The organism is Vibrio sp. VGrn 2, assembly GCF_009361695.1.
GTDB lineage: Bacteria > Pseudomonadota > Gammaproteobacteria > Enterobacterales > Vibrionaceae > Vibrio > Vibrio diabolicus.
The window spans coordinates 23885-44399 of sequence record NZ_RBWD01000016.1; the positions used below are offsets into that span (position 1 = coordinate 23885).

General features: G+C 45.0%; 17 protein-coding genes. 11 read left to right on the forward strand and 6 right to left on the reverse strand.

The features are described 5' to 3' along the window. Positions 1-89: 89 nt before the first annotated feature. Positions 90-2081: a methyl-accepting chemotaxis protein gene (locus D8S93_RS20575; RefSeq protein WP_005390610.1), complete on the reverse strand. Its 1992-nt coding sequence runs from the start codon at positions 2079-2081 to the stop codon at positions 90-92. 267 nt (positions 2082-2348) lie between these two features. Here D8S93_RS20575 and hinT point away from each other — a divergent pair, with 267 nt between their 5' ends. The 7 genes from hinT (at position 2349) to D8S93_RS20610 (ending at position 8567) form a co-directional block, all read left to right on the forward strand. Further along, positions 2349-2699, forward strand: a complete 351-nt coding sequence (gene hinT / locus D8S93_RS20580; RefSeq protein WP_005390611.1) for a purine nucleoside phosphoramidase — start codon at positions 2349-2351, stop codon at positions 2697-2699. A gap of 71 nt (positions 2700-2770) precedes the next feature. Beyond that, positions 2771-4168 (forward strand): COG3014 family protein, encoded by a 1398-nt coding sequence (locus D8S93_RS20585; RefSeq protein WP_048626171.1) that lies wholly within the window; start codon positions 2771-2773, stop codon positions 4166-4168. Next, a complete protein-coding gene (locus tag D8S93_RS20590; protein ID WP_005390620.1) occupies positions 4168-4560 on the forward strand; it encodes a YcfL family protein in 393 nt (130 codons plus the stop codon). The genes D8S93_RS20585 and D8S93_RS20590 overlap by 1 nt, the downstream gene beginning before the upstream one ends. A 66-nt stretch (positions 4561-4626) precedes the next feature. Continuing rightward, a complete protein-coding gene (lpoB, locus tag D8S93_RS20595) occupies positions 4627-5217 on the forward strand; it encodes a penicillin-binding protein activator LpoB (protein WP_005378467.1) in 591 nt (196 codons plus the stop codon). Between the two features lie 24 nt (positions 5218-5241). Then, positions 5242-6123, forward strand: coding sequence for a thiamine kinase (gene thiK / locus D8S93_RS20600; protein WP_152815184.1), 882 nt, complete (start codon positions 5242-5244; stop codon positions 6121-6123). Between the two features lie 75 nt (positions 6124-6198). Continuing rightward, entirely contained in the window at positions 6199-6738 is a 540-nt protein-coding gene (gene ycfP, locus D8S93_RS20605) for an alpha/beta hydrolase YcfP (RefSeq protein ID WP_012842003.1), read from the forward strand. A gap of 539 nt (positions 6739-7277) precedes the next feature. Next, positions 7278-8567: an NAD(P)/FAD-dependent oxidoreductase gene (locus D8S93_RS20610; RefSeq protein ID WP_005390626.1), complete on the forward strand. Its 1290-nt coding sequence runs from the start codon at positions 7278-7280 to the stop codon at positions 8565-8567. Positions 8568-8651: 84 nt separating this feature from the next. Here the strand turns inward: D8S93_RS20610 and D8S93_RS20615 are convergent, their stop codons facing one another. From D8S93_RS20615 to D8S93_RS20630, 4 genes are all read right to left on the reverse strand, one after another. Then, positions 8652-9200, reverse strand: a complete 549-nt coding sequence (locus D8S93_RS20615; protein WP_048626173.1) for a GNAT family N-acetyltransferase — start codon at positions 9198-9200, stop codon at positions 8652-8654. A gap of 163 nt (positions 9201-9363) precedes the next feature. Then, complete coding sequence (locus tag D8S93_RS20620) at positions 9364-10134, reverse strand: peptidoglycan binding protein CsiV (protein ID WP_074191059.1); 771 nt, start codon at positions 10132-10134, stop codon at positions 9364-9366. Between the two features lie 7 nt (positions 10135-10141). After that, positions 10142-13603 (reverse strand): transcription-repair coupling factor, encoded by a 3462-nt coding sequence (gene mfd / locus D8S93_RS20625; RefSeq protein WP_152815187.1) that lies wholly within the window; start codon positions 13601-13603, stop codon positions 10142-10144. 5 nt (positions 13604-13608) lie between these two features. After that, on the reverse strand, positions 13609-14178 hold the full coding sequence (locus D8S93_RS20630) for a hypothetical protein (RefSeq protein WP_006742154.1): 570 nt from the start codon (positions 14176-14178) through the stop codon (positions 13609-13611). Positions 14179-14427: 249 nt separating this feature from the next. Between D8S93_RS20630 and lolC the strand changes: the two genes are divergently transcribed. Genes lolC through lolE form a run of 3 tightly spaced genes read left to right on the forward strand, consistent with a single transcriptional unit; the run spans position 14428 to position 17583 of the window. Beyond that, positions 14428-15636, forward strand: coding sequence for a lipoprotein-releasing ABC transporter permease subunit LolC (lolC, locus tag D8S93_RS20635; RefSeq protein WP_193621657.1), 1209 nt, complete (start codon positions 14428-14430; stop codon positions 15634-15636). Continuing rightward, entirely contained in the window at positions 15629-16336 is a 708-nt protein-coding gene (lolD, locus tag D8S93_RS20640; protein WP_046874713.1) for a lipoprotein-releasing ABC transporter ATP-binding protein LolD, read from the forward strand. The genes lolC and lolD overlap by 8 nt, the downstream gene beginning before the upstream one ends. 2 nt (positions 16337-16338) lie before the next feature. Beyond that, positions 16339-17583, forward strand: a complete 1245-nt coding sequence (lolE, locus tag D8S93_RS20645) for a lipoprotein-releasing ABC transporter permease subunit LolE (protein WP_134646963.1) — start codon at positions 16339-16341, stop codon at positions 17581-17583. A 148-nt stretch (positions 17584-17731) separates the two neighbouring features. Here lolE and D8S93_RS20650 read toward each other — a convergent pair whose 3' ends face one another. Then, on the reverse strand, positions 17732-18241 hold the full coding sequence (locus D8S93_RS20650; protein WP_005390643.1) for a DUF2062 domain-containing protein: 510 nt from the start codon (positions 18239-18241) through the stop codon (positions 17732-17734). 8 nt (positions 18242-18249) lie between these two features. On the opposite strand from D8S93_RS20650, the gene D8S93_RS20655 reads away from it, so the two are divergent. After that, complete coding sequence (locus D8S93_RS20655; protein ID WP_152815193.1) at positions 18250-20508, forward strand: DNA internalization-related competence protein ComEC/Rec2; 2259 nt, start codon at positions 18250-18252, stop codon at positions 20506-20508. The last annotated feature ends 7 nt before the right edge of the window (positions 20509-20515 follow it).

Sequence of the window (20515 nt, forward strand, 5' to 3'; positions counted from 1 at the left end):
ACATGGCTGATAAAAAACAAGGGCGACTTAACAAAAAGTCGCCCTTATACAGTTGATTGCACTGATTAATGCTCAAATTTATAAATTATTTATAACTTAAAGCGGTGAACCAATTCATTCTGTTGATGAGCCAAGTGAGTCAGGGATTCACTGGTCTGTGCGATGCTCGACATAGCTTGGAAGCTTTCATCGGCGATACTATTGATATCTTCAATACTGCGTGCAATGTCTGCTGAGGTTTCACTTTGCTCTGCTGCCGCTTGCGAAATATGCGTACTCATTTGGCTGATTTCGATGATTAGCGCTTGAATCTCTTCCATTGAGCTGTTCGCTTTTGATGCTTGCTCAACAGACATCTCCATATCGCTCATACAGCTTTGTATTACTTGATTTGCTGACTGAGAGCTGGATTGCAGATTACTGATCATCGATTCAATTTCAGTGGTGGACTGAGTGGTTCTGGATGCAAGCACACGCACCTCATCGGCCACTACCGCAAAGCCGCGACCTTGTTCGCCAGCGCGAGCCGCTTCAATTGCTGCATTCAATGCCAATAGGTTAGTTTGTTCAGCAATGTTGCGAATCACATCGAGGATAGAACCAATTTGACCACTCATTTTTTGCAGTTCAGAGACAGCGGAAACGGATTCGTTCAAACGCGTTTCCAGTTGATTTATGGTCGAGATATTGCTGCTCATGACATTTCTGCCTTCTTCAGAGGCAGATTCGACACGCTGCACCATTTCTAGTGAACCTTGTGCACTTTGAGCGACTTCTTGCACTGAGTGAGACATTTCCGTCATTGCGGTCGCAACGTTTGCTGTTTGCTCGCGTTGTGAGCTTAATTTGCTTTGCGCTTGCGAAGACGTGCTTTCGTTTGTTGCTGCGGTCGAAGATAGGTTCTCTGACGCTTCGTTGAGTTTCACTAAGATCTCGTGAAGACTGTCGGCTAGTGAGTTAATGTGTCCACTCACTCGGCTGAACTCGTTGTTATAGCGAATATCGATACGTTGTGTCATGTCACCTTCAGTCAGGCTTTCAAGCACTTTTAGAATACGAGTCAATGGTTCGCGAACGCTATGCGCGATGTGGTAGCCAATCGCTGTGGCAAGTAACACGACAACAACGCCAATGATGATGGCTTTTGTCACACCCGCAGAATAAATGTCACCAGCGTCTGCTAACGATTCATTAAGTTTATCCGTTGCGGTTGTCGTAAATTGCTCAAGAATCGCCATGGTTGAATCAACTTTATTCGCTAGGTTGGCGATGTTGTTGTATAGCGCTGCACGAGCATTGAGGTAATTATTGTGCTGGTCTAAGACCCCTCCACGCATTCCCACGTCGCGTGTGAATTGTTCTACCGACTCACCAAATGCTGTTTTTAGTTCAGGTAATTGAGTAACTAAACCACGGAAAGCATAGTTCAAATGAGTCACTGCTTTGCGGTTTTTGGTCACGGCTTGCGTAACAAACTCAGGATCAGAGCTGGCGAGGGCATCAGAGGTTATAACTTCGGCATCTTTTAGCTTAATGAAGTAACTCTTCGCCATGACTTTGACAGAAATGCTGGTTTGATCTGCCACATATTCTTTAAGGCCGACCGACAACTCGGTATTCAGCTTTTGGAAGCGACGTGACGATTTTTGCACTTTTTCTTGCGCAGCGAACATTGCTTCGTAGTTGTCCATGGCTTCAAGAGCTTCAGTAAAATAGCTCTGCTCTAACGTTTTTAACTGTGAAAACGGTTCGGCAAGGGAAGGATAGATTTGGCTTGCAGTTTCCAATTGAGCCAAAGTGGATTCGAAACGTTGTTGAGATCTAGCAAATTCCTGACGCATTTCATCCATGCGTTGTTTATTCTCTGTCGTCAGAAAATCTTTAAACGATTTGTCGGCAGAAAGCAGTTCAACACTGGTTTGGTTAGATAACGATACCAGTGGTAGAGATGATTTAGACACGGTGCCAAACTTCCCGTGAATATCACTCATTCCTCCCATCATAATGGCAATTGTGACGGCAAATAGGATGATGATCAGAGCAAAGCCCGCATACATCCTTTTAATAACTGAACCTCGCATAAGTGAGCTTCCTCTCCCAAAATAGACAAGCTACCCAAGAATTTTGAGCTTACTTGGGTATAAAAATAATAATTGTCTTAAAAAAGTAACAAAATTCATTGGATTGTATTGAGTTTGTGACGCGCATTTTATGACGCACACGACAAAAAAAGCTTCGTTAATTAGCGTTTGATTAATAATGTTAAGTGAACACTGTTTTTATTGAGCTCCGCTTTTGGTTGGCGCATACTAATTGGGGTCTAATTACCTTTATAAAATGGAGTCCTCATGGCGGAAGAAACGATCTTTAGTAAAATTATTCGTAAGGAAATCCCTGCCGATATTCTTTATCAAGATGAGTTGGTGACTGCGTTTCGCGATATTAACCCGCGCACACCGAGCCATATTCTCATTATTCCGAATAAATTGATCCCAACAACGAATGATGTTGAAGCTGAAGATGAAGCAATGATGGGGCGTTTGTTCACTGTTGCTAAAAAACTGGCGAAAGAGGAAGGCATTGCGGAAGACGGCTATCGCCTGATCGTTAATTGTAACCCGCACGGTGGCCAAGAGGTTTACCATATTCACATGCACCTATTAGGCGGTCGTCCTCTAGGTCCAATGGTATTGAGCTAAGCTTTAAAAAGTGGGTGGCGCAGTTCACCCACTTCTTTTTCCTGTCGAATGACACATTTGTGGAGATAAATGTGAAACTAGGTGTAAAGCTGTTAGGGCTGATGAGCTGGGCTTTAATGGCCTCTGGCTGCGCGAATTTGTCTGCGGGCAATCTGTTTAGTCACTACAGCAACCAGAATCAAGAAGTTTATCAAGCCGTTGTTGCCGGGGAATATGCGAAAGCGAAACAACTTCAATCGAGCGAAGTGGGTGGCGAGATACTTGGCAACTTTGAAAAGGGCCGTATTTCTTTTCTTGCTGAAGATTACCCGACAAGTTTGAAAGCGCTGGAAAATGGTGATCGTGCCGTTCGTGTTCAGCAAGATCGCGCGACTATTTCTGTGTCAGAAACGGCAACGAGCGTCGGCTCTCTCGCAGTGAACGACAATCTCCAAGATTATCATCCCGCCGATTATGAACTTGGCTTTCTGCACCTTTATCTCGGGCTAAACTATTTACAGAAAAACGATTTGGAAGGGGCGCTTGTTGAAGTGCGTCGAGCCAATCAAGTTCAGGAAGCGGCCAGAAAGGCGCGTGAAAAAGAACTAAAAGCAGCAGAAAAAGACCTGAAAAAGCAAGGCATGTCTGCCAATTTAGGCAGCGTGTTGGCGAGCTACCCTGATGCTGGTAAAAAACTAAGCGCAGTACAAAACGGCTATTTGTTCTATCTTTCTGGCTTGTTATATGAAGCGTCACGAGATTTAAACAGTGCTTATGTTGATTACCGACGAGCACTCGCTGTGATGCCAGACAACAAACAAGTTGTTGAAAGCACGTTGTACGCCGCTAAGAAACTAGGCATGCGTGAAGACTTACGCATGCTAGAGAAACGGTATGGTAAAGCACCTTCTGGGTTAACTCAGTCTCAAGGTCGAGTCATCGTTATTGATGAACAAGGCGTTGTGGAGGCTTTGAAAGGTTGGCGTATTGATCTACCGATTTACGACAGTCGCGATAATGGGGCTATTTATTCGTTGGCGCTTCCTTATTATCCGAATCGGGGTGCTCAACGTTTTAGCGATGTGGTTTTAAATGGTCAGGTATTGCCTTCTAGCACGCTGACTGATGTTAATGCGATGGCACAAAACGATCTTAATGAACGTCTGACTACAATGGTGATCCGTCAAGCGCTTCGCGTTTGGGCAAAAGATCGAATCCGAAAAGAGGCGGCGAAAAAAGGCGATGATGTGGGTAACATACTTTTCAATGTATGGAACACATTGACCGAGCAGCCGGATACGAGAAGTTGGCAAACATTACCAGCGCAAGTGAAAACGGCATCAAAAGTCGTGAAACCAGGAACACAAAGTTTAAACTTGGGTGATCAAACCTATCAGTTTGAAGTGCCTGCACAGCAGACTACATTGGTATGGGTATCTCGTCAGGGAACACACTCAACCGTGTGGCATAAACAGCTAGGGAGACTGTAATGAAAGCATGGCTTATTTGTTTAGCAATGGCTATTGGTTTAGTTGGATGCGCCGAAAACACGGCTGGTATTCGAATTGATGGTCAAACGCAAAAAGTATTTTTTAATGATAACGTTTTGGGTAGTCGCTTATTAGTTGACAACATCACCACCACTTACGTTGATGATCGTCCACGTGGAGTGGTGCAACTAAGTAGTAACTATAAAGGTGACCAGCACATTCTTTACCGCTTCTATTGGTATGACAATAATGGTTTAGAAGTGAATACCAAGCCTGGCCCATGGCGCAAAATGATTGTGCGAGGGTTTGAGCAAGTCACGTTATCTGAAGTTACTGTGAATCCAAATGGCACCAAATTCCGTGTTCAAATTAGAGAAGCACAAGACAATTAATCTTAACGGCTTTGCCGAAGCTGCCGCGCTAACGATGCGCTGGTATTGAAAAACTAAGGAACTCTCATGAAAAAAAGTATTATTGCTCTTTTAGGTCTTGCCGTCATTTTGGGTGGCTGTTCTAACAAAGTCTCTTACGGCGATGCGCAAGCAACAGAAACCACAACTATCGATTTTGGCTCAACAGATTTACAAAAAATCGCGGCTGAAATGGTGGATAGCATGATGATGTCGGGTTCTGTAGCAGCAATTACTCGTGATCAACGTCCTATCGTTTTTGTTGAGCGAATTAAGAACAAGACCAGTGAACACATTGACACTGAATCCATTACCGACACTATTTCTACTAAGATGCTGAACTCTGGTAAGTTCCGCTTTGTTGATATGGACCGTGTTGAGTCTGTGCGTGAACAGCTTAACTTCCAAAACACGGATGAGCTGGTTAACCAAAGCACAGCGATCCAATTTGGTAAAATGGTGGGTGCGCAATACATGCTTTACGGTAACCTATCTAGCATCGTCAAAAATGCAGGTAGCGATAAAGATGTATACTACAAGATGACCATGCGCCTAATGGACCTAGAAACAGGTTTGATTGAGTGGGCGGATGAAACGGAAATTCGTAAAGCGCAATCGAAGAGCTTATTCGGTCTTTAATCGATACTGATGGAGAAGTCATCAATGGCATGGTTTTCTTGGCAACAAGCAAAACAGTTAGATCCGAGTCTTAATGCTCTCGATGGCTTCTTTACTGAGCCTCCGGTAAAAGTTCAAACCGTTACCGGGGGGCTAACCAACCGTTGTTGGCGGTTGGAATCCTCTCAAGGCCTTGTACACATCTGGCGACCGACCAGTAATGTTTGCAAGGCTTTTTCAATTTCTCGCCACAATGAATATCAAGTTCTGAATGCTATCTCTTCATTAGAAATTGGTCCTAAGCCAGTGTTTATCCACGAGCAAGGTTTACTGGTGGAATGGATCGAAGGGCAAGCACTTTCGGATGTAGGGCTACCAGTAAGAGATTTATTATCCATTGCGGCGACCATTCATCAGCACCCGATCAGCGCGCTCCCTTTGGTTCCATTTTCTTATATTTCTCGCATCGATCATTATTGGCTTGAGCTTGACGGTCAGTATGCGGATACGGAATTTGAGGCTCTATACATGAAGTGGCGCACGGAACCGAGTGTAGCGGCGGTTCCACTCGCTCTTTGTCACTTTGACCTGGGGTGTTACAACCTCGTTCGGGGAGAGAGTGGGGTGAAAGTCATTGATTGGGAATATGCTGGTATTGCTGACCCTAGGCTTGATTTGACCTTGACTATTCAAGTCGCGGGTGCGCCTGTGGAAGAGGCGGTGAAACAGTATTGCCAAATTCGAGGTATCGAAGATGTGTCTCTTTGGTTAAGTGGTGTAAAGGCGTGGCAGCCAAGAACCCTAGTGATGGCGATGCTTTGGTATTTACTGGCCTATAAATTGTGGGGAGATGAGCAATACTTAAACAGTGCGTATGAGTTGAAAGGCTCATTGTGTATGGAAGATCACTGTTTTGAGAACTCGTGATATTTTCCCCTTTAACAGTAAGGAAATAGTGGTAGTTTTAATAAAAGTACCAGATACACACAGGGAGAGGTACACATGATTATTTACTTACACGGCTTTGACAGTACAAGCCCGGGTAACCACGAAAAAGTTCTTCAACTGCAATTCATCGACGACGACGTTCGTTTTATCAATTACAGCACCCTTCACCCAAAGCACGACATGCAACACTTGTTAAAAGAGGTGTCTAAAGTTATCGATCAATCTGATGATCCAAACCCGTTAATCTGTGGGGTTGGTTTAGGTGGTTATTGGTCTGAACGAATTGGTTTTCTATGCGGTATCAAACAAGTGATGTTTAATCCGAACTTGCACCCAGAAAAAACGATGGCTGGTCGAATCGATCGCCCAGAAGAGTACGAAGATATCGCAACAAAATGTGTTGATCAGTTTCGAGCGAAAAATCAGGCGCACTGCTTGGTGATTTTATCCAAAGATGATGAAGTGCATGACAATGCGAAAACTGCAGCTGAGTTAGAAAAATACTATCAAATCATTTGGGACGAAACGCAGTCCCACAAGTTCAAAAAGATCTCTCACCATTTACAAGCGATGAAGGCATTTAAAAATACTTAAGAGTGTTTGAGTGTGAACAGTAAAGCGGCATTTTTTATCGGCTGCTTTGCTGCGACCCCCTCTTGTGAGTATGCCGAGTCACTTTCTCTTTAAAGGCCTCATTTTCTTGGTTTAGCGCTTAGAATATTGTGTTCTCCTTACCGTTTTCTTACTTCCATCCTATGTGGCACGAATACCTTGTTGTAGAGTAGTCGAAAAGTAGTCAATCCGTACTCGTCACACGGATTTTGGTTGCCTTCAAAGTACGTCTCTATATAATGAACCAGACTAAAATAATTTGATAAATATCAAAAAAAATTGAGAGCGAGTAATAAACTTGCCCAAAAATCTCTGGCGTCGTATGCGTACCAGACAAATATGCTGATTCCTAACAAGTTATTGATAGATAAAGAATAAAATTAGGCAGCAGTTTTTAATCCAAATAAATTGAGACACCTCTAAGAACCAAGAATTCATCGGTTGGATGTATGGCACAGCATGTCTGTGAACCATGTGTCGAGCTGAACCCCATATATTCATTTTTGTAGAGGAAAATCATTGTGACACGCATTATCGTTGTAGGCGGCGGTGCTGGTGGTCTTGAGTTGGCAACTAAGCTTGGCCGAACTCTAGGTCGCAAGAACCGTGCGCAAATTACGCTAGTAGATCGTAAAGCGAGCCACTTGTGGAAGCCATTATTGCATGAAGTTGCAACTGGCTCTTTGGACGAAGGGGTGGATGCTCTGAGTTATCGAGCTCATGCAAAAAACCACAGCTTCGACTTCCAAATGGGTAGCCTTCAAGACATCGACCGCGAACGTAAAGTGATCATCTTAAGTGAGCTTAAAGATGAGCATGGTGAGCTTCTGATGCCAAGCCGCGAGCTAGAATACGACATTCTGGTCATGGCGATTGGTTCAACATCAAACGACTTCAACACTCCTGGCGTTCGTGAGAATTGTATTTTCCTAGACAGTCCAGAACAAGCGCACCGTTTCCGCACAGAAATGAACAATGAGTTCCTAAAACTGCACGCGAAAAACGGTAACGGTACGGTGGATATCGCGATTGTTGGTGCTGGTGCAACTGGCGTTGAACTATCAGCTGAGTTACATAATGCTGTTAAAGAGCTGCGCACTTACGGCTTTGGCGATCTTGACTCTAGCAAGTTGAACGTCAATCTGATTGAAGCAGGTGAGCGTATTTTACCAGCGTTACCTCCACGTATTTCTTCTGCTGCTCATCAGGAGCTGGTGAAGTTGGGCGTAAATGTACGCACGGCAACCATGGTGACTAAAGCTGAAAAAGATGGCCTCACCACGAAAGATGGTGAGAAGATCCCGGCACAAATCATGGTTTGGGCTGCGGGTATTAAAGCACCAGATTTTATTAAAGATATCGCTGGTTTAGAAACGAACCGTATCAACCAGCTGGTAGTGAAAAATACACTACAAACGACGCGTGATGATGACATTTTCGTTATTGGTGACTTAGCACAATGTACTCAGGCTGATGGTTCGTTTGTTCCACCACGTGCGCAAGCTGCGCACCAAATGGCAAGCCAAGCATTCAGCAACATCGTTGCGAAGATCAACGGACGCGAGCTGAAAGATTATGTGTATAAAGATCACGGCTCATTGGTGTCTCTAAGCCGTTTCTCTACCGTTGGTAGTTTGATGGGCAACCTAACCAAAGGGTCGATGATGGTAGAAGGCCGTATTGCACGTGTCGTTTATATCTCGTTATATCGAATGCACCTGATGGCGTTGCACGGCGTATTTAAAACCGGACTGATGATGCTTGTGGGCCGTATCAACCGAGTACTGCGTCCAAACCTTAAGCTTCACTAAGACGCTAAATTCACATCTACGCGGATTGCGCGGATGCTGTATCTTCGAAATATAAAAAGCCACCGCAAGTCGGTGGCTTTTTATTTATGTTAGATCTGCCGGTAAAAGTGAGTACACAACACCATCCTTAGGCTTACCATGAAAAATAAACCGGTTTCTGGCGATGGTTTCTTTTTGTGCACCGACTGACTCAATTAAGGTTTGGCTTGCTTCGTTGTCGGGGTCACAGACAATTTCCAGTCGAGTTAAACTCAGCTTTGCAAAGCAGAATTCAGCCAAGGCTCTAACGGCTTCTTGAGCATAGCCCTGTCGTTGATAGCGGTCAGCAACCCAGTAGCCAATACTTGCCATATTAAACGTGTGATATAACTCGTTTACGGCGGCCATTCCTACTAAAGTGTTACTTTGTCGTTCATAGATACCGAAACCGAAAGCTTCTGTTTTTACCCAGTTAAGTCGGGTTGCCAACAGGAAGTCCTGTGCATCTTTCAACGTAACGTTTTGATTACACCAATCTAGCCACTGGTGTAGGGAAGGGGATTCTGCAAGCAAACGTTGTAGTAAGTGAGCTTCTTCAGAAGGGATGAGCTTGAGCGCTAAGCGGGGCGCAATGATTTCAAAATCTGGACTCATGAACTGATACGACTTCCATGTTGAGTGTAAGTAATTTGAAAACTGTCTATTTCATACTGTAACGCAGTTATTTTCCTTGCTCTGCGTTGGTTAGGAATAACTGAGGACATAACAGATAAAAACAAAGCGCAGCAAATGCTGCGCTTTGTTGAATCACTCGTGCTTATCGAACGCGACGAACTTGAATGATCATGCCCATCAATGGGTTGTCTAGGTAATGAGTCTCACTACTACGCATACGGCGTTTTTGATCCATTCGGTAGCTCTTGAGGAACTTTTCTTCTGTTATTGTAGGGGAGATTTCCGCCAAGTTACCCACTTGAACATTACCATCGACCTCACCTAAATCATCCGCCAATTGCTCGGTTGAAGTTGGTTCAAAACGCACTTCTCTAACACTTGGCTCGCGCAGGTCTAGTGTCGTTTCAGCGAATAGATAATGCTGCACGTAAATTTGGAATCGACCGTCTAGTTCATACAAAGGACCGTTGACTGTCTCTTCACTGTAACCGTCAGTGGAAAATGTCTGAGTACTGCCATTGATTGGACTACCATCTGCGTGATAAGAATCAGAGAAATCTCGTCCACCAACAATACGGAAAATTGGGGCGCTAGATTTGCCTCGGTCACCTTGACGCCATGCTACGTGTTTAAGCACTTTAAACCCAGCGTGGTTGTTTAATGCTGCTTCTTGCGCATTCAGGCGGAAAGATGAGCGTGGCAGTAGTGTTACGCCTTTAGAGCGACGGTATGATTCACTCTCTAAGCTGCCGACATTTTCCATATCGATTTTTGGCAGTTGATTCGGCCAAGATTCAGTGGTGCTTTCAGCGTCGACTGCTCGCTTGAAAATGATCACTTCAATATCAAATTGACGCTGTGCCCAAGAAGGCATTGAGACACATAGAAGCAATAACGGGATCAGTATTCTCATTCGACTATTAGCTCGTTGGTAATAAATTCTGTTTAAAATCATTCAGTAAGTCTTGAACAAACTGAATGCGTTTACGTCGGTCCGCCAATGGTACGCTAAACTTGAACTTAGTTGGACCTTCCATTGCAAATTTTTGCGGCTGTGATTGCAGCAGTTTAACCAAATACGCTGGATTTATGTCAGCATCAGGGTAAAACTCGATAAATCCGCCTTTATCATGGGCTTCTATCTTTTTCGCTTTTAGGCTACCAGCCGAAATTTTCAATTCTGAGACAGCAAGTAAGTTCTTCGTCGCGTCTGGAAGCAGTCCAAATCGATCGATAAGTTCCACTTTGAGCTCTGAGAGTTCTTCACCACTCGTAACGCTCGCAATACGTTTGTACATCGACAGTCGTGTATTCACATCTGGGATGTAATCGTCTGGCAAGAGCGCTGGGATTCGCATTTCAACTTCAGTTTGTTCACGAAGCAGCTCGTCCAAAGAAGGTTCTTTACCTTCTTTCAATGCTTGGACTGCTTGTTCCAGCATTTCCATGTACAGTGTAAAACCAACCGATTGAATTTGCCCACTTTGCTCGTCACCAAGCAGTTCACCAGCCCCACGGATTTCCAAGTCGTGAGTTGCTAGAGTAAAGCCTGCGCCTAAGTCTTCCAGTGAAGCAATCGCATCAAGACGCTTGATAGCATCTTTGGTCATGGCTTTTGGATGTGGCGTTAATAAGTAAGCATAGGCTTGATGATGAGAGCGTCCAACACGGCCACGCAATTGGTGCAGTTGCGCTAAACCAAGGTTGTCTGCACGATCCATAATAATGGTATTCGCCGTTGGTACGTCGATACCAGTCTCGATGATCGTTGTACACACCAACACATTGAAGCGCTGGTGGTAGAAATCATTCATGATGCGCTCCAGTTCGCGCTCACGCATTTGACCATGTGCCACGGTAATTCGTGCTTCAGGAATCAGCTTTTGCAAGTCTTCCGCGGTTTTCTCGATAGTCTCTACCTGATTGTGCAGGAAGTAAACCTGACCACCACGCATGATTTCACGCAGTACCGCCTCACGGACCACAGATTCTTCTCTTTGACGAACAAAGGTTTTGATGGCTAAACGACGCGCTGGAGGTGTCGCGATGATCGACAGATCGCGCATGCCACTCATGGCCATATTCAAGGTACGTGGAATTGGTGTTGCGGTGAGGGTAAGAATGTCCACATCCGCACGCATTGCTTTGACTTTTTCTTTTTGACGAACCCCGAAGCGGTGTTCCTCATCAACGATCAACAAACCTAAATCTTTGAATTTAATGTCGCTCGAAAGCAGCTTATGTGTACCAACGACAATATCGACTTTACCATCGGCAACGTCTTGCAAAATGACTTTTTGTTCTTTGGCCGATTTAAAACGAGACAGTACTTCAACTCGGATTGGCAAGTTGGCAAAACGGTCACGGAAGTTTTCGAAATGCTGCTGAGCAAGTAAGGTTGTTGGTACGAGTACGGCGACCTGTTTACTGTTATCCGTTGCGACAAATGCTGCGCGCATAGCGACTTCCGTTTTCCCAAAGCCCACGTCACCACACACTAGGCGATCCATCGCTTTTGCTTGGCACATGTCTGACAAGACGGCATTGATGGCCATCGCTTGGTCATCCGTTTCTTCAAATGGGAACGTTGCTTTAAACGTTGCGTATTGCCCACGATCTAGCTCAAATTTGAAGCCCGGTTTTAATTCTCGTTTAGCGTAAACATCCAGCAACTCAGCCGCGACATCACGCACTTTTTCTGCCGCTTTACGACGTGCTTTTGCCCAAGCCTCGCCACCCAATTTATGCAGTGGTGCACTTTCTTCAGCACCGCCTGAATAACGGCTAATAAGGTTTAGTGATGAAACTGGTACGTAGAGCTTGGCATCGTTTTGATACTCAAGGGTTACGTATTCCGTTTTCATGCCACCAGCTTCAAGTGTTTGCAAACCGATGTAGCGGCCAATGCCGTGATCAATATGAACCACGGGTTGACCGGGTTTCAATTCCGCAAGGTGGCGAATAACGGTGTCACTGTTGACTGCTTTTTTATCTTTGCGGCGTCGCTGGATAACGCGGTCACCAAGTAGATCACTTTCACAGATCAGAGCGAAGTTCAGCTCTTCGTGAATGAAACCATGCTCTGCAGCGCCTAAGATCAAACTGAAGCGATCACCCGAATCTAGAGCTTGGTACAGTGAGCCATGTACGACTGGGCGAACTTTGATGCCTTGCAACAGTTCCGTTAGTGCTTCACGACGACCTTCTGACTCTACCGAGAAAACAATTTTGCCGCTGAATTGCTCACTGAATTGACGAAGACGCGAAAGCGGTTCTTTATTTTGTTGCTGAACGCCAAGCTCGGCTAACGATTGTACTGGTAGGTTTTGACGACCAGCACGCTTAACCACTTTCTCTAGGCTCAATTGAGCCATAGGGAGCTGTTTTAGTTGGCTGAAGAGTTCGTCTTTTTTCAGCCAAAGTTGTTCAGGAGTCAAAAGAGGACGTAGCGGATCGATTTTTTTCTGGTCGTACCGATATTCGACATCGGTTAAGAAAGTATCGACCGCAGATTCAATATCACCATATGTGATGACTTGAGAGTCTTCTGGCAAATATTCAAATAAAGTCTCGGTATGGTCAAAAAACAGCGGTTGCCAATACTCAATACCAGCGGGCCAAGTGCCTTTAGTCACTTGCATGTAGATCGATTCTGGCTCTCGGCGTGCTTCAAATTGGGTGCGCCAACGTGTACGAAAATCCTCAATCGCTTCTTTAGTGGTTGGGAACTCATGCGCAGGCAGCAATTGGATTTGCTGAATATCGTCGATAGAGCGTTGGTTCTCTGGATCAAACGTGCGAATGGTATCTATCTCATCATCAAAGAAGTCGATGCGATACGGGTCATCGCTGCCCATAGGAAAGAGATCCAGAATAGACCCACGGCTCGCGTATTCACCTGGCCCAAATACTTGGTCTACGTGGCGGTAGCCCGAATTTTCAAGTTGTACACGTAGTTTCTCAAGCGAGAGTTGATCGCCGGTTTTCACCATTAAGGTATGTTGCAATAGAAAATCACGTGGCGACTGTCGCTGCAGCACCGTACTGACTGGCACGATGGTAATGCCATTACGTTGGCTTGGCAGTTGGTATAGGCGCGCGATACGTTCAGAGATGATTTCTTGATGCGGAGAAAAGTTATCGTAAGGCAGCGTTTCCCAATCAGGGAACAGGCTTACTGTTTGGTCAGTGAATTGTTCAATCTCCGCTTGAAGCTTTAAAGCGATTTGCGGGTCAGGCACGACGAGTAGCGAGTGACTCGAATGCTGCTTGGCTATTTCAGCAATAGCGAGAGGTAGAGCCGCGCCCGGTAAATTACCTAGCTGTTTTTTGTCGCCACGCTCAGAAGGATTGGTGACGGAAAGAATCGTTGCTTTTGTCATAGGAGTTATTTTTTATCTCGCTCCATCGAGCGCTGACGTAAAAGTTTTTGTTGTTGATATAGTGCCGCCTTTATCAGCAAATCTTGGTCAGATTCACGTAGCATCTTATATCTAAGAGTGATAATGAAATCTTGCTCTGAAGCATCACATTCTTCTACTTGAGCGTAACCGTAAATCGCTGCAGCAGGATGGTCGAGAAACAGTTTAACACGAACGAGTTGTTGGGCAGATAGCGCTGTATCTGAACGGTAACTGAGTTGGCTGGCGCCAAACTTCGTGGTTTGGTATCGAATGGAGGCGTCATCTTGTTGTGAAAGCATAAAGCTCAACAAGAGGTTAAGTTTCGCGTTTTGCGTATCAAGCAAGTTAATCACATGCTTTAAATCTTTGTTTTTTAGCTCTAGACGTGCATTGTCTGCCAACATATCTAGATGGCTAAATTCGCTGGCAACAATAAACGGTGCTGGAATTTCGGAGACAAAGGTTTCTTCATCTGGCAAAGCAAAATCCGCACTCAACGTTTCGACGTTGATAGTGAGATTATGATGGACGGTAAAGTATTCTTGCTCTGTCATATAGTCGGTCCTTTTGCCAGCGAGCGCTCCCTGTTCACTCAACAAACAAAGAGAAGTAGGGCACTGATTATCGCTAACTGAATGAAGTTATCAAGTTTACCTGATTTGTCCTTGAACTTTTTGCCCTAAATACAGACTTATTGCATGTCGTTGACAAATTTAGCGATTCTCTTGTCTTCTTAATGAGAAGAGTAAGGTAAGATAATCTGCTAAAGCTTTATATCAAAACAACCAGTTGGTTTGTCTTATATGTATCATCCTATCTCATTATTTATTGGTTTGAGATATCTTCGGGGACGCTCTGGGGATAGGTTCAGCCGATTTGTTTCTTATATGTCGACGGCGGGTATTACGATCGGTGTAATGGCGTTGGTGACGGTTCTTTCTGTGATGAATGGGTTCGAATCGCAGTTAAAAGAGCGCATTTTAGGCGTGCTACCTCATGCCGTTGTTTCGCAACACGATGGAAAAACGCCGTTGACCGAGTCTGCCCCTTCATTTGTTCAAGCGATGTCGCGTGAATCTAAACCGGAGCCTATCGTTCGTGGAGAGGCTGTAATTCAGAGTTCTGCGCAACTGACGGCAGGTTACCTCATTGGCATTGAACCAAAGAAAGGCGATCCGATCAGCAACCATTTGATTGCTGGGCGATTATCGTCACTTCAAGCGGGCGATTACAAGGTCTTTTTAGGTCATAGTTTGGCGCGCTCTCTAAAGGTATCAATGGGGGATAAAGTGCGCTTAATGGTGACCAACGCGACGCAGTTTACCCCACTTGGCCGTATTCCTAGCCAGCGCAATTTTACTGTCGCTGGTATTTTCAATACGGGATCGGACGTTGATGGTCAATTAATGATTGTTAACATGACGGATGCATCTAAGTTGATGCGTTTTCCGAAAGACACGGTTTCTGGTTGGCGTGTCTTTTTCTCTGATCCATTTATGGTGACGGATTTTGCTGATCAACCCATGCCTGACGGGTGGCAATGGAGTGATTGGCGCGAACAGCGTGGTGAGCTTTTCCAAGCGGTGAAAATGGAAAAGAACATGATGGGACTTATGCTAGGTCTAATTGTGGGCGTTGCTGCATTCAATATTATCTCCGCCTTAATCATGGTGGTGATGGAGAAACAATCAGAAGTCGCAATATTGAAAACTCAAGGCATGACTCAATCTCAAGTGATGACCATTTTCATGGTACAAGGGGCAAGCAGTGGTGTAATTGGCGCGATTGTCGGTGGCGCTGCGGGCGTGATCTTGTCACTTAACCTGAATGCGATTCTTGAATCTGCTGGTGTGGCGCTATTCAGTTTCGGTGGCCATCTACCTATTTTGATTGATTCACTGCAAATTCTTTTAGTGGTGGTGTTGGCGATTGCTCTTAGCCTTGCTGCTACGCTTTATCCTTCTTATCGAGCATCTTCTGTTAAACCTGCTGAGGCACTTCGCTATGAATAAGCTATTAGAATGTCGTGATATTCGTAAAGTCTACCGAGAGGGTTCGTTAGATACGGAAGTGTTGAAAGGCGTAAGTTTCGATATCGATAAAGGGGAGCTGGTTTCTATTGTTGGCTCTTCTGGTTCCGGAAAAAGTACCTTATTGCATATTCTAGGGGCGTTAGATGACGCAACTCATGGTGAAGTTGATTTTCTAGGGCAAAACCTATCGGCTTTAAGTTCGAATAAACAGGCGGCTTTACGCAACAAGCACCTTGGTTTTGTATACCAGTTCCATCACTTGTTAGCTGATTTTACTGCGCTTGAAAACGTGGCGATGCCACTGATGATTGGCGGCGCTAAAGTAACGGATGCAAAACAGGCGGCTAAAGCGCTGTTAGATAAAGTGGGTTTGAGTCATCGGATGCAACACAGACCCTCTGAGTTATCGGGCGGTGAGCGTCAGCGTGTTGCGATTGCGCGTGCATTGGTGAATAAGCCTGATCTTGTTTTGGCCGATGAACCTACGGGGAACTTAGATCATAATACGGCACTGTCTATCTATGATTTGATGCGCGAGCTCAATAAAGAGTCAAACATTGCATTTTTGGTTGTCACGCATGATAAAGAGCTGGCGGCGAAAATGGATCGTCAAATGCACATGCAAGATGGTTTGCTCGTAGATCGTTTTGTGACTGATACAGCATCTGCGGAGGGCTAATTTTGTTTTCATCTTTAGCATTGATGATTGGTGGTCGCTTCAGTCGAGCGAAAAAGCGCAACAAGATGGTGTCTTTCATTTCGCTTTCTTCAACGATTGGCATTGCGGTTGGTGTAGCCGTGATCATTATCGGTCTTTCTGCAATGAATGGCTTTGAGCGCGAGCTGCAATCGCGTGTGTTGTCAGTTATTCCACACGGTGAGTTGGAAGGCGTTAATGGCCCGCTTCATAACTACACCCAAACGATGAATCAAGCCCTAAACCATGAAGATGTTGTTGCGGCAGCGCCGTACGTTCGTTTTACGGGGTTAGCAGAAAAAGGCAGTAAGCTAAAAGCGATAGAAGTTCGTGGCGTAGAGCCTACTTTCGAGCAAGCGGTGTCGAGCTTATCGAATTTTATTGACCAAGAAGCTTGGCAAAACTTTTATGCCGGTCAGCAGCAAGTGATCTTAGGCCGAGGTGTCGCAAACGAGCTAAATGTCGCCGTGGGGGATTACATTACGTTGATGATTCCGCAAACCGGCGGCGCAAACAAAGTGCAGGCTCCTAAGCGTGTGCGCGTGAAGGTGTCTGGGTTCTTAACGTTGAATGGCCAAATAGACCATTCTTTAGCGTTAGTGCCATTAGCGGATGCTCAGCAATACGCAAGGTTAGGGGAAGGGGTTACTGGCATTTCACTAAAAACTGACGATGTTCTCAATGCGCCTTCTATTGTTCGTGAGGTAGGTAGTATGGTGGATGTTTACGTGTATTTGAAAAGCTGGCAGCAAAAGTTTGGTTTTTTGTATCGCGATATACAACTCGTGCGCACCATTATGTACTTGGTGATGGTACTCGTGATTGGTGTGGCATGTTTTAATATTGTGTCTACGCTGATGATGGCAGTGAAAGATCGAGCCGCAGAAATTGCAATTTTGCGAACAATGGGAGCAAAAGATAGCCTAATCAAACGTATCTTTGTTTGGCAAGGCGTGTTCTCTGGTGTATTTGGCAGTCTCGTCGGCAGTGTTATTGGTGTCTTAGTGGCGTTAAACCTGACTCCGTTAATTAAAGGGTTAGAGAGCTTAATCGGTCATCAGTTTTTATCGGGTGATATTTACTTCGTCGACTTCTTACCATCACAGTTACACTGGCCAGACGTAGCATTGGTGTCGGTGACGGCGATCGTTTTGAGTTTGCTTGCAACGTGGTATCCCGCTTCTCGCGCCGCGAAGTTAAATCCGGCAGCGGTGCTGAGTTCTAAATAACCAACCGTTTTACAATACGAGAAAAGCAAAAAGGACCGAATTCGGTCCTTTTTTGTATTTATCCAACTTGAGCGACATCGTGTTTCATTCTAACTGTTAGGTGCCCCTCAACTGATAGCGCAAATGCTGATTTTTATGCAGTAACGTCTTATCTTATTTTGCGTTTTTGCCAGCTCCGAACCACTGAGTAGCGCCAAAGTCCTCTAATGCCGAAGTAGCCAATAATCGCGGATACGACACCACAGATAGCACAGCCTAATAAGAATGGAGGGCCAATAGTGCTCATCTGTTGCATAATGAATTCCCACGAAAGTTCAAAGTGGAAAGGTTGCGGAGGAACATGCATCACTAAAGCGCCAAGCTTATACGCAAAATAAAATAACACAGGCATGGTGATAGGGTTGCTTATCCATACCAAAGCGACGGAGAGAGGTAAATTGACGCCAAGCATGATTGCCAAACCTGCAGCCATGATCATTTGGCTTGGTAGCGGAACAAATGCCATAAATAACCCGACAGCAAAAGCCCCAGACGCCGAGCGACGATTTAAACACCATAAGTTCGGGTTGTACAACACATTGCCGAAGACCTTCAATGCTTTTTGGCGTTTGATCAATTCATGATCTGGCATGAAGCGTTTTATCAGCTTTCTAGGCATAGGACAGCATGACTCTCTCAGAAAAAAGTTGGACCTTGGCGTTATTTGTAGCGAGCGTAATTTCGTCAGCTTGGTGGCCGACAATACCAGATTGGCGTTGGCTGCTGCTGGGAATAATAACCACTGGCTCAATAATCAAATTACGTCGTGGCTTAATTAGCATAGGCGCAATTGCGGGCTTTATGGTTGTCATCGTCCACGGCAATGTATTGGAGTCTCAGAGACAAGCCCTTTTTCAAGCAGGGGAGAATATTACCATAATTGGTAAAGTTGACAGCCCTTTTACGCAAATAAGTCACGGATATGAAGGCATTGTGGCTCTAAAAAAGGTAAATTCTCAAACTCTGTTACCTTTTCTTAAACCTAAAATCCGTCTTATTACGCCTTTTCCACTCGATGTTAACAGTGAGTTTACGACATCCGTCTCGTTAAAGCCGATTACAGGCCTACGCAACGAAGCTGGTTTTGACGCCGAAAAGCACGCAATGGGTAAAAGCATTATCGCACGCGGTGTTGTTAACAAGGATGTTACCTGGATTATTCGCTCTACCACATCTTTGCGCCAAGCCATTATCGCTGATGTTTCGGAGGATGTGTCCTCCCTTCATCATTTCTCGTTAATAAATGCGTTAGTTTTTGCCGATCGCTCTTGGTTATCTAAGGAGGATTGGCAAGCACTCAGAGACAGTGGTTTACTGCACTTGGTCTCGATTTCGGGCTTACATATTGGTATGGCGTTTACTTTTGGGCTAGTGGTGGGCGGTGCCATTCGTTATGCGTTACCTCAATACCAGCTATTGCCTAGCTTATGTGGGCTGATGTTTGCCGTTGCCTATGCGTGGTTAGCGGACTTCTCATTACCTACTACCCGCGCGGTGTCGGTATGTGTTATTTACGTCGTTCTCAAATATACCTTAGTGCACTGGGCTTCCTGGCGGGTACTTTTGCTCGCGGTAGCGCTACAACTGCTTGTTCAACCTTTTGCATCGTATAGCATGAGTTTTTGGTTATCGTATTTGTCAGTTTGCGCAGTGTTGTTCGCAATCAATTTGATTCGGCATCAAAACGGGGGCTGGAAGGCGAAGTTAAAAGTGCTATTGCTTACTCAATTGATGTTGAGTGTGTTAATCGTGCCTATTAGTGGCTATTACTTTTCTGGTTTCAGTTTGTCATCAATTGCATACAACTTGGCGTTTATTCCTTGGTTCGGATTTATCGTTGTGCCTTTGATGTTTCTGGCCCTGTTCTCATCTTTATTTCTTGAAATGATAGCAAAGTCTCTGTGGCAGTTGGTGGACTGGTCATTGCAGCCATTGAGCACGTCAATTCAGTACGCGATAGGCTCCTGGCAACCCATTAGTATAGAAATGACAGGGTTGATTCTGGCGGGAATTGTTTGCTTGGTGTTTCAACGATTCATGTTTCAGTACGCGTGGTGTTTGTTACTTGGCATTGTAATTAGTATTAAGCTCACATCGGAATATGATCAGCAACATTGGCGCATTGATGTACTAGATGTGGGCCATGGCCTTGCGGTGATTGTAGAAAAAGACGATAAAGTGCTGCTCTATGACACAGGTAAAGCATGGCAAAATGGCAGTATTGCGGAGCAGGTCGTCACTCCGGTCTTGCATCAACGAGGTTATGAAAGCATCGATACGATGATCCTCAGCCATTCCGACAATGACCATGCAGGAGGGCGCTTGTTCATTGAAGATGCCTTTTCGCCACAGCGCAAACTCAGTAGCCAAAACTTTATCGGATATGAGTCTTGTACTCGCGGCGATCATTGGAAATGGCAAGGGTTAAATATAGAAGTACTTTGGCCTCCTGCTCTTGTTCAACGTGCATATAATCCGCACTCTTGTGTACTACGCCTTACCGACCCTATTTCTACGTTCAGTATGCTTTTTACTGGTGATATTGAGACCATTAGCGAGTGGATCTTGCTCAGGGAGCCTGAAAAGTTAAAAAGTGATGTGATGTTGGTCCCTCATCATGGTAGTAAAAGTTCGTCGAATCCTCGCTTTATTGAAGCGGTAAACCCGAGTGTGGCCGTTGCTTCTTTGGCAAAAAATAATCAATGGGGAATGCCGGCAGAACATGTTGTTGCAGCATATCGCAAGCTTGACATTACTTGGCTTGATACTGGGGAATATGGTCAGGTAAGCTTCTCTATTCACCGTGATAATTGGCGCTCAGAAACCAAACGTAGCGATACATTTGAGCCTTGGTATAGGCAGATGCTGCGTAAGGGAGTAGAATGAGAGTCTT